The sequence below is a fragment of the Streptomyces phaeoluteigriseus genome (genome assembly GCF_001896135.2).
GTDB classification, from domain to species: Bacteria; Actinomycetota; Actinomycetes; order Streptomycetales; family Streptomycetaceae; genus Streptomyces; species Streptomyces phaeoluteigriseus.
Genome location: NZ_MPOH02000070.1, coordinates 1 through 10,292 on the forward strand (window position 1 = coordinate 1; position 10,292 = coordinate 10,292).

At 72.9% G+C, this 10,292-nt stretch carries 6 protein-coding genes and 3 pseudogenes; 8 read left to right on the top strand and 1 reads right to left on the bottom strand.

All coding sequences use genetic code 11. The annotated features are described in order from the left end of the window. Window positions 1-68: 68 nt before the first annotated feature. From BM536_RS45195 to BM536_RS38850, 6 genes and pseudogenes are all read left to right on the top strand, one after another. A pseudogene (locus BM536_RS45195) lies at window positions 69-197 on the top strand (phosphopantetheine-binding protein); the annotation flags it as partial. A 175-nt stretch (window positions 198-372) separates the two neighbouring features. Beyond that, a pseudogene (locus BM536_RS45200) lies at window positions 373-528 on the top strand (CurL C-terminal domain-containing protein); the annotation flags it as partial. Between the two features lie 668 nt (window positions 529-1,196). After that, window positions 1,197-2,210 carry a zinc-binding dehydrogenase gene (locus BM536_RS38835; RefSeq protein ID WP_073498942.1) on the top strand — a complete coding sequence of 338 codons (1,014 nt, stop codon included), beginning with the start codon at window positions 1,197-1,199 and terminating at the stop codon, window positions 2,208-2,210. Window positions 2,211-2,223: 13 nt separating this feature from the next. After that, entirely contained in the window at window positions 2,224-3,465 is a 1,242-nt protein-coding gene (locus BM536_RS38840) for a beta-ketoacyl [acyl carrier protein] synthase domain-containing protein (protein WP_073498941.1), read from the top strand. 38 nt (window positions 3,466-3,503) lie between these two features. Beyond that, window positions 3,504-3,944, top strand: a complete 441-nt coding sequence (locus BM536_RS38845; RefSeq protein ID WP_073498939.1) for a nuclear transport factor 2 family protein — start codon at window positions 3,504-3,506, stop codon at window positions 3,942-3,944. A 45-nt stretch (window positions 3,945-3,989) separates the two neighbouring features. Then, window positions 3,990-6,326 (top strand): amino acid adenylation domain-containing protein, encoded by a 2,337-nt coding sequence (locus BM536_RS38850; RefSeq protein WP_094104102.1) that lies wholly within the window; start codon window positions 3,990-3,992, stop codon window positions 6,324-6,326. A 133-nt stretch (window positions 6,327-6,459) separates the two neighbouring features. On the opposite strand, the gene BM536_RS38855 is transcribed toward BM536_RS38850, so the two are convergent. Next, window positions 6,460-7,410, bottom strand: coding sequence for a M28 family metallopeptidase (locus BM536_RS38855; RefSeq protein WP_073498933.1), 951 nt, complete (start codon window positions 7,408-7,410; stop codon window positions 6,460-6,462). A gap of 538 nt (window positions 7,411-7,948) precedes the next feature. Between BM536_RS38855 and BM536_RS38860 the strand changes: the two are divergent. Further along, a pseudogene (locus tag BM536_RS38860) lies at window positions 7,949-9,021 on the top strand (glycoside hydrolase family 5 protein). 236 nt (window positions 9,022-9,257) lie between these two features. Continuing rightward, window positions 9,258-10,292 (top strand): serine/threonine-protein kinase (locus BM536_RS38865; RefSeq protein WP_245874044.1); only part of this gene is annotated, 1,035 nt, incomplete at its 3' end.

Below are 10,292 nucleotides of genomic sequence, written 5' to 3' on the forward strand. Positions count from 1 at the left end.
AGGACGACGTACCCGCGCCCGCCCCCGCGCCGGCTTCCGGCGCGGCCCCCCTCTCCGTACTGGAGGGGGTGCGGGCGGCCTGGCGAGCGGTCCTGGAGCACGACGGCTTCGGGGCGGACCACAACTTCTTCGACGCGGGCGGCCACTCACTGCTCCTGGTGAAGCTGCGCGAACAGCTCCGGCTCGCCACGGGCGCCGACGTCCCGGTCATCGACCTGCTGCGGCACGTCACGGTCCAGGACCAGGCCCGTCTGATCGCCATGGTCCACCGGCCGGCGGACGGCACCGTCCCCGCCACCCCCCGGCACGGCCACCCCCCGGCAGACCATCACCCGCAGGCCGCCGGCGCACACCGCGCAGGCCCCCGCCCCCGTGCCCGCCGCAGGGCGTCACCACCTCCTCGCCCTGTCCGCCGTCACCGCCGAGGCGCTGGCCGCCGCCCGGGAACGGCTGGCCGCGTACCTGGAGGCGACGCCGGACGCGGCGCTCGCGGACGTCGCGCACACCCTGGACCGGGGCCGTGAGCGGTTCGCGCACCGCGTCGCCGTGGTCGTGACCGGCCGGGACGAGGCGGTACGGGCCCTGCGCGACCCCCGCACGCCCGCGCACGCCGTCCCCGGGCCGCTCCCCGCCGTGGTGTTCGCCTTCGCCGACGGCACCGACCCCGCCCGCCAGGTCCGCCTGGCGGAGCGGTTCGCCGAGCACGGCGTGACCCCGGCCGCGGTGTACGGCGTCGGCACGGGCCGGATCGCGGCCGCGGTGCTCAGCGGTGCTCTCACCGCACCGGACGATGTCCCCACCGCACCGGACGCGGCGCTGTCCGCACCGGACGAGGCGTGGGCGTCGACCACCGGCGCCGTACCGCGGTTGCGGCGCACACGGCTGCTGTGGGCCACCGCCCTCGGCCCCGTCACGCCCGACGACCCGGCCCCGCGGGAGCGGCACCTGACGGCCGAGGCCGAGCCCGCCAAGCTGCTGCAACACGCCCGCGACCAGCTCGGCGAGGTGGCCGTCCTGGACGTCCCGGCGGCCGACCTCGCGGAGGAGGCGCTGCTCACCGCCCTGGCGGCCCTGTGGTGCCGGGGCGTCGACGCCCGGCTGACGCCCGCCGGGCCGGCCGGCGGCTGCGCCTGCCCGGCCATCCCCTGTCGTGGGCGCGGACCGCGCCCGCCGTACGTCCTTGAAGGAAGGTCCGCATGCCGCTCGTACGTGGTGAAGCCGCCGTTCTCGTCGAACCCGGGCGCCTGGAGGTGGAGGACGTCGCCTTCCGGGAGCTGCGCGAGGACGAGGTGCTCGTGCGCAACACCCTGGCCGCCATCTGCGGCAGCGACGTGCACCGGGTGCGCGCCGAGTCCCCCTTCTTCCGGGACATGCGCGACCACCCCTACCCGTGTCCGGCGGGCTACCCGGGTCACGAGGGCGTCGGGGAGGTCGTCGAGAGCCGCTCGGCGCGCTTCTCCCCCGGTGACTTCGTGCTCACCGTGCCCAATCACGCCTACATGGCGTCGTTCGCCCGCTACCAGACGATCGGCGACCGGTTCCTGCTGCCGCTGGAGCGCATCGGCGCGCCCACCGTCCCCCTGATGGCGCAACAGCTCGGCACGGTCGTCTTCGCGCTGAAGCGGTTCTGGCCGGAGCCCGTGCGGCCGGGCCTGACGGCCGCCGTCGTCGGCGTCGGTTCGGCGGGGCTGCTGTTCCTCCAGATGTTCAGGCACCTCGGCTTCGAGAAGACCGTCGCGGTCGACCTGGAGCCGGGCCGGTTGGCCGTGGCCCGCTCCCTCGGCGCGGACGCGACCGCGCACGTGCCGGGGCAGAGCGCCGAGGAGGTCGTCATGGAGCTGACCGGCGGCGCGGGCGCGGACCTGGTCGTCGAGGCGGCGGGCACCGACGGGGCGCGCGAGCACGCGATGCGGATGGTCGGCCAGCACGGCCGGCTCGGCTTCTTCGGGATGCCCGAGGACTACGAGATGCGCATCCCGTACGCCCATCTCTTCGTCCGCAACGCCCACCTGGTCAACGCCGTCGGCGGCGCGCAACTGGAGCCGGGGCTCGCCTCGTTCCGCACGGCGCTGGACCTGATCGGGAACGGCTCGGTCCGTGTCGACGACCAGATCACCCACACCTTCGGCATCAAGAACATCGCCGACGCCTTCGACCTCGCGCACACCCGGCGGGACGACGTCGTCAAGATCGCCATCGCCTTCGACTGAGAGGAGGTCGCACATGTCGCAACGGAGCGAGAACGCCGAACCCGTGGCCGTCGTCGGCCTCGGCGGCCGGTTCGCGAAGGCGCCCGACGTCGGGGCGTTCTGGGACAACCTCGTGGCGGGCGAGGACTGCTTCCGCAGGGAGCCGGTGCCGGTCGTGGAGGACCTGGGCGAGGACCGGCTGCGGGTCCACTCCTGGGGCGTCGCCCCGCACCGGGACGCCTACGACAGCGCCCTCGTCGGTGTCGAGGGCCTGGACCCGCAGCACGGCATCCTCCAGGAGTCCCTGTGGCAGGCGGCGGAGGACGCCGGGGTCCGCCTCTCGGCGATCGCCGACCGGACCGCCGTCTACGCGGGCTGCGCCCGCACCCGGCACGTGCCGCGGGCGGCCTTCGACGACGTGGTGCACGTCGATCCGACGTTCGCCGGGCCCTACTTCTCCTACCTCCAGGACCTGTGGGGCGAGTCGCTGATGCTGGACTCGGCGTGCGCCACCTCGACCGTGGCCGTCCACCTGGCCTGCCAGAGCCTGCGGCTGCACGCCTGCGACTACGCGCTGGCCGGCGCGGTGGCCGTCCAGCAGGACGCCGACGGCTCCTACCTGCGCACCCCGCGCAGCATCTACTCCACCGAAGGCATCGTGCGTCCCTTCGACCGCCGCCACAACGGCGTCGTGCCCGGCGACGGTTCGGGCGCCGTCCTGCTGCGCCGGCTGGAGGACGCCCTGCGCGACGGCGACCCCGTCTACGCCGTGATCCGGGGCAGCGCGGTCACCAACGACGGCCGGGCCAAACCCGGTTTCGTCATCCCCGGCGTCGACGGCAAGGTGCGCGCGGTGCGCCGGGCGCTGGACGCGGCGGGTCTGACCGGGGCCGACGTCGACTACGTCGAGACGCACGGGGTCGGCATCCCGCTGAACGACCAGATCGAGGCGACCGCGCTGATCGAGTCCCTGGGCACCGACGGGCCGCCCGTCGCGGTGGGCTCGGTGAAGGCCTCCGTCGGCCACTGCGACACCGCGGCGGGCATGGCCGCCCTGATCAAGACGTGCCTCGCGATCGACCGCGGTTTCCTGCCCGCGACGCCGAACACGGAGGACCCGATCGAGGAGTTCACCGGCCGCGGCGAACGCTTCGGCATCCTCCCCGAGGGCCGCCCGTGGCCCGTGGACGGCCGCCCCCGAACGGCCGGCCTGATGTCGGCCGGCGTGGGCGGCACCAACGCCTTCCTCGTCCTCGAGGAAGCCCCCGCCCCCTGAGACACCACACGTTCCCCCAACCACACCGAGGAGCACCCATGTCCGTCACCGCCGACCTCTACGTCGAGGTCAAGAACTTCTACGCCCGTCAGATGCGCGTCCTTGACGACCTGGACATCGAGCAGTTCACCGCGACCTTCACCGAGGACGGCTCGGTCGCCCACCCCCACCGCGGCGAGAAGGTGGAGGGCCGCGAGGCGATGCGCGCCAAGATGACGAGCATGCTCCCGATGTACGAAGGGCTGGTCACCCGCCACTGGTTCGACCACTTCCTGATCGAGCCGGCCGGGGGCGCCGGGGACGACGGCCTGCGGGTCACCTACTACTCGCTGGTGACCCAGAGCAACGCCGAGGAGGAGGTGCGCTTCTTCTCCTCCTCCAGTGTCGAGGACCGCCTGGTGCGCGACGAGAAGGGCGAACTGCGCATCCGCGAGCGGGTCATCCACCGTGACAACCCCCGCCACGGCCGCGTCATCTGAGCACCCGTCCGCCGACCCGTTGACCGCTGGAGGAGGGCAGGACAGATGACAGAGACCTGGGAGTTGCCGCCGGCCGAGTGGAACGACACGGCCCGGCCGTTCGAGGACCGGGTGAGCATGGTCGACCTGATCGAGCGGCGGGTGCGGGAGTCGCCCGGCGCGCCGGCCGTCCGCCTCGGCGACGGTGAGGTCAGGACGTACGGGCGGCTGTGGGACGACTCCGGTCTCCTCGCCCGTTTCCTCGGCCGCCACGGGGTCGGCCGGGGAGATTTCGTCGGCGTCCTGCACGACAACTCGTACGACAGCGTGCTGGCGGTCGTCGGGGTGCTGCGCACCGGCGCCGCCTACGTGCCGCTCGACGCGCGCTGGCCGGCGAGCCGCATCGCCGCGCCGGTACGGCAGTTGGGCATCGACTGGCTGGTGACCGGCCACGGGCTCGCGCAGCGCGCGGAGGAGTCCGGGCACCTCGCGGGCCGGGACCTGCGGCTGGTGTGCACGGACCTGACGGAACCGGCGCCGGACCCGCTGGACGCGGAGGCGGTGGGCCTGCTGTGGGACACCGTCGCCGAGGACGGGGACCTGGCCCGGGCCTCGGGCTTCAACCAGGACCCGGACGACGGCATCTCCGCCGCGCAGATCGACACCTACGTCTCGCACGTGAGCGACCTCGTGCTGTCCGTGGCGGAACGGCCGCGGGTCGTCGAGGTGGGCTGCGGCGCGGGTCTGGTCGCGGGCGCGCTGCGCGACCGGGTCGCCGCCTACACGGGCGTCGACGTGTCGTCCGTGGCCCTGCGGCGGGCGGCCGGGGAGTCCGGCGGGGACGCGCGGTTCGTGCACGCGCCGGCCGACGAGCTGGGGCGCGTGGTGCCGCCGGCGAGTGCCGACGTGGTGCTGCTGGCCAGCGTCGCCCAGTTCTTCCCCGGCTTCGCCTACCTGCGGTCCGTGCTACGGGACGCCCTCGGCGCGCTGGCGCCGGGCGGGGCGGTGGTCCTCGCGGACCTCGCGGAGCCGGGCGAGGGCGCGCCGAGCGGTCATCTGCACGTCCCCGCCCGGTGGTTCGACCGCATCGCCGACCAGCTCGGCCTGCCGGTGCGGGCGGAGATCCGGCGCCGTTCGGGAGACGTCTGGCCGGCGGTGCTGCGGGACCGCTACGACGTCGTCCTGCGCCCGGCACCGCGGGACGCGGTCACCGCGGGCACGCCGGTGGCCTGCACGTGGAGCGACGTCGAGGCCGCCCGGGACCTGCCGCTGCCGGCCGGTCCCGGCGCCGACGACACCGCGTACGTCATCTTCACCTCCGGCTCCACCGGTGTGCCCAAGGGCGTCTCGGTGCGTCACCGCAGTGCCGTCAACGTCATCCAGTGGGTGAACGAGAGCTACGCGGTCGGCCCGGACGACTGTCTGCTGTGGGTCACCGCGCTCACCTTCGACCTGTCCGTCTACGACCTGCTGGGCGTCCTCGCGGCGGGCGCCAGCCTGCGCGTCGTACCCCCGGCCGAACTCTCCGACGGCGAACGGCTGCTGGAGATCATGCTGCACGAGCCGGTCACCTTCTGGGACTCGGCGCCGGCCGCGCTCAGCATGGTGATGTCCTTCGCCGACGCACCGCACGAGGGGGGCCCGGTGCCGAGCCTGCGCCTGGTCTTCCTCAGCGGCGACTGGGTGCCGCTGGCCCTCCCGGACCGGGTGCGGGCCCGTTTCCCGAAGGCGCACGTCGTGGCGCTGGGCGGTGCGACGGAGGCGACGATCTGGTCCAACCACTTCGACGTGGGCGAGATCGACCCGTCGTGGACGAGCATCCCGTACGGCAGGCCGATCCAGAACGCCCGCTACTACGTCCTGGACGGCGACCGCAAGCCGTGCCCGATCGGCGTCGAGGGGGACCTCTACATCGCCGGCGTGGTGGTGGCCGACGGGTACACGGGCGATCCGCGGCTGTCGGCCGAGAGGTTCACGGCCGACACGGTGAGTGGTGTGGCGGGTGAGCGGATGTACGCCACGGGCGACCGGGCCCGCTGGATGGCCGACGGCAACCTGGAGTTCCGGGGCCGGCGGGACGACCAGGTCAAGGTGCGCGGCTACCGGATCGAGCTGGGGGAGGTGCTGGCCGCGCTGCGGCAGGTGCCGGGGGCGGTGGACTGCGCGGTGACGACGCTGGAGGGCGACGACGGCCCGCAGATCGTGGCGGCCGTGGCCGCGGACACCGGGCGGGAATTGTCCGGCGGCCTCGTCCGCCGCCATCTCGCCGGGACGCTGCCCAGTTACATGCTCCCGGAGCACGTGCTGGTCCTGCCGTCCCTGCCGGTCGGGCCCACGGGCAAGGTGGACCGGGAGCGGCTGGCCCGGCTGGCGGCCCGTCCGCGAGGACGCCGGGGGACGTGAGCGGTCCGGGGGCGGGAGCGGCGGGGCGGAACCTGCGGGCCGGCGCCGGACGCCTCGCCCCGTGCCGTCCCGCCCCGGACCGCACCGCCCCCGCTCCCCGGACTCGTCCGGGGAGCGGGGGCGGGAGGCCTGCCTAGGAGCGCACGCCCAGCTTCCACACCATCGCCGCGACGGCGTCGGTGTTGACGTCCAGGGCCCTCCGGTCGATGTTGGCGGGGGTGTCGCAGGCCAGGTGGTAGCACTTGTCCATGGCCTCTCCCGCGGTGCCGCCCCACTTCGCGGCCTGCTCCGGGGTCTTGATCTCGGCGGAGCCGGTGAAGATGCCGCCGACGGCCACGCCCTTGGCCAGGAACGGCTCGTGGTCGCTGCGGCCGTTGAGCGCGGTGGCGGGCTCGGTGGGGATGCCCTTGGCGGTGAAGTACCGGTCGAAGTGCCGGGCGATCTCGGGGCTCTGGTCGTAGACGAAGTACCCGGGGTTCGGTGAGCCGATCATGTCGAAGTTCAGATAGGCGGTGATCTTCGAGAGTTCGGCCGCCGGCAGGGTGTTCACGTAGTGCGTGGACCCGATGTACGTCTCCTCCTCGGTACCCCAGAAGGCGAAGCGGAGGTGCTGGGAGGGAGTGGCCTTCTTCGCGGACACCGTGAGCGCGGTCTCGAGGATGGCCGCCACGCTGGAGCCGTTGTCGTTGATTCCGGGGCTCGTGTCCACCGAGTCGAGGTGCGCACCGACCATCAGGACCTTTCCGGAACCGCCGCCGCGAGGCCAATCGGCAAGCAGGTTCCAGCTTTTCTTACCGGCGAACTCGAATTCCTGCAGCGAGGTGGTGAATCCGGCCGCGTCGAGCTTCTCCCTGACATAGTCGACGGACGCCTGATAGCCGGTCGTGCCATGCGCCCGGTTGCCGTTGTTCGCGTCGGAGATCTTCTGGAGCGCGTCGAGGTGCCGCATCACCTTGGCCACGGCGATGTCGGGCGCCACCCCTGCCTGAGCAGTCTCTTCGGCATGGACACCGGCGGTTCCGAGGAGCAGCACGGACATCGTGGAGACGGCGACAACGGCGGGGCGTAACTGCTTGAAAGGCACTGTTGATTTCCCTCTGCAGGTGAGTGCTCGACATATTCGATCAGGAGGTTCCGTGATCGTTCCGGATAATTCCACGGTACCGGTAACCACCGCCAGCCACTTTCACAACCGGAAGGCAGCGGCCGTCCTTTTCCCGCCAGGATGGAAAATCCGCTCCACGGCCCGGGGATCCACGGGGGATCACGCCCTGAGGGATACCGGGAGCGGCGGTCCGGCGGGAATTCATGGCGCATTTCCTACGCCCCGCGTGCGGCGGTGGTGGGCGCCGGCGGGACGGCCTCGGAGAGGCCGTCCGCCGGACGTCCGCCCGCACCGGGCGCCGGTCCCGGCGCCGCCCCACCGGGGGCCGCGGGGCGCGCGTGGCACCTGTGGGAAGCCTTGACGATCACTGTGGTGGGTGCCACGATTCCGGCGCCGCCATGTTTACGTAAACATCGGATGCCGCAGTGGTGGATGTTTGCGTAAACATGCCGAGGCCGCAGAGATCGAGCCCACGCCGTCGAACAGAGCCGCCTCCCCGACCCGAAAGGCCAGGCCGATGCGCACCACCACCCCCGCCGGTACCCGCCGGACCCCCCGCCTGCGAGCCGCCCTTCTCGCCCTGCTGATCGCGGGAGCCGGCACCAGCCTCTCCGGCGCCCCCGCCCAGGCCGCCCAGGCCGCCCAGGCCGCCCCGCGCATGGACACCAGCCAGTTCAGGGGCGTCAACTGGGCCGACCCCCGGGACAACTTCGCCGACGACCCGGTCGTGCTGTCGGGCCTGTCGCTCTCCGACGGCTACGCCCGGACCTACACCAAGGCGAGCCGGGTGATATCGGCGTTCCGCGCCAACCTCGGTGCCAACACGGTGCGGCTGCCGATCAACCCGTACACGGTGAACGGCACCTACTGGAAGTCCTACCGCGCGGTCGTCGACGCGGCCTCGGCCAAGGGCTTCAAGGTGATCCTGTCGTACTGGGAGGGCACCGGACCCCGCAAGGACGGCTTCATCGACGACGAGGCCACCTACTGGCCCATGTGGAACACGGTCGTGAGGGCTTACGAGAACGACCGGAACGTGTACTTCGAGCCGATGAACGAGCCGCACGGCTACACCGACACCGAGTGGGCCGACCTCGCCGCGAAGTGGCTGGACACCTACTCCTCGGTCCCCCGCGACCGGGTCTTCGTCAGCGGCGCCGGCTACAACGACCACGTCACCAGCGTCTGCGCCGACCCGCGCCTGAAGGGCACCTACCTCTCCCTGCACCACTACGGGTTCTGGAAGGAGTACGCCACCTACGACCAGTGGGTGGCCGACCTCGAGGCGCGCATCGGCGACTGTGCGCACCGGACCGTCGCCGACGAGTTCGGCGCCCACATGACGACCGGTTTCGACTACAACAAGCCGCGCCGGACAACAACTTCGTCAACTTCATGCAGGCAGTGACCGACACCTTCCGCGAGCTGAAGATGGGGTCGGTCTACTGGCCGGGCCTGCGCACCGGTGACACGTACTCCCTCCAGACCCTGACCGGCGACCCGGCCCGCCCCTGGCTGGCGACCACCAACCAGTCCGGCGCGGACCGCCTCGCCTGGGCGTGGGGCCGCGGCAAGGCCGTCCGCCCCTGACCGCGCCCCACTCACCCGGGGGAAGGGCCCGCACCCTCCGCCGGGCGCGGGTTCCTCCCCCGGGCGCGCTCACGCCGCTCGGACGTCTCCGCCCCCGGGCCGACCGCGCCGACCGCCTCCGCACCACCGCGGCGGGCGGAAGTGCGGGAAACCCTGACCGCTCGCCGGGGCTGGGCTAGCCTCTTCTTCTCTTGAGGCGAACTGACGTACGTCGAAAAACACTTCGGGGAAGATCCGTGTCAGATCAGCGGCCGTCGTCATCCGACCCGGCGACGCGCGAGGCCGCCGCGCTGCGGCAGGCCGGGGCCTCACCCCTGCGTCCGGGCGACCCCGAACGGGTCGGCCCGTACGTGCCGTTGGCCCTGCTCGGCAGCGGCGGCATGGGGCGCGTCTACCTGGCGCGCCCGGTCGACGACAGCCCCGGCCTGGCCGCCGTGAAGGTGATCCGGCCGGAGTACGCGGAGGACCCCCGCTTCCGGCGCCGGTTCGAACGCGAGGCGGCCGTGCACGCCAGGCTGCGCACCCCGCACGCGCCGAAACTGTGCGGAACCGGTTTCCGGGACGAACTGCTGTGGATGGCCACCGAGTACCTCCCCGGACCCGACCTCGCGGAGTCCGTACGGGAGGACGGCGCCCTCACCGCCGCCACGGTCTGGCAGGTGGCGGACCAACTCGCGCGGGCCCTGTGCGAACTGGCCGCCGCGGGCATCGTCCACCGCGACCTCAAGCCGTCCAACGTGCTGCTCACCGTCCGCGGCGCGCACGTCATCGACTTCGGCATCTCCAAGGCGGTGGACGCGAGTTCGATCACCGGCACGGGCAACCGGGTGGGAACGCCCGCCTACATGTCCCCGGAGCATCTCAGGACGGGCCACTCCGACACCGCGTCGGACGTCTTCTCGCTGGCCGGGACGCTGGTCTTCGCGGCGTCCGGGCGCGCCCCCTTCGGCGACGGCACGGGTGTCGACGTCATGCACCGGGTGGCCTTCGAGGAACCCGACCAGGAACTGCTCGCCGAGATCTCCTCGGCGGACCCGGCGCTCGGCGCACTGCTGTCGGCCTGCCTGGCCAAGGAGCCCGAGCAGCGCCCCACCCCGGCCGAACTCCTCGAAACGGCGGTACGCCACGCCGGCCCGCCCGGCTGGCCCGACCCCCTGGGCAGCAGGGTCCTGGCCCGGCAGCGGGCGTACGAGGTGCTGTTCCGCCTCCCGGCGGAGCGCAGGGCCCGCTCAGGCAGCCGCCCGCCCGTCCCACCGCCCCCACCGGTCGAC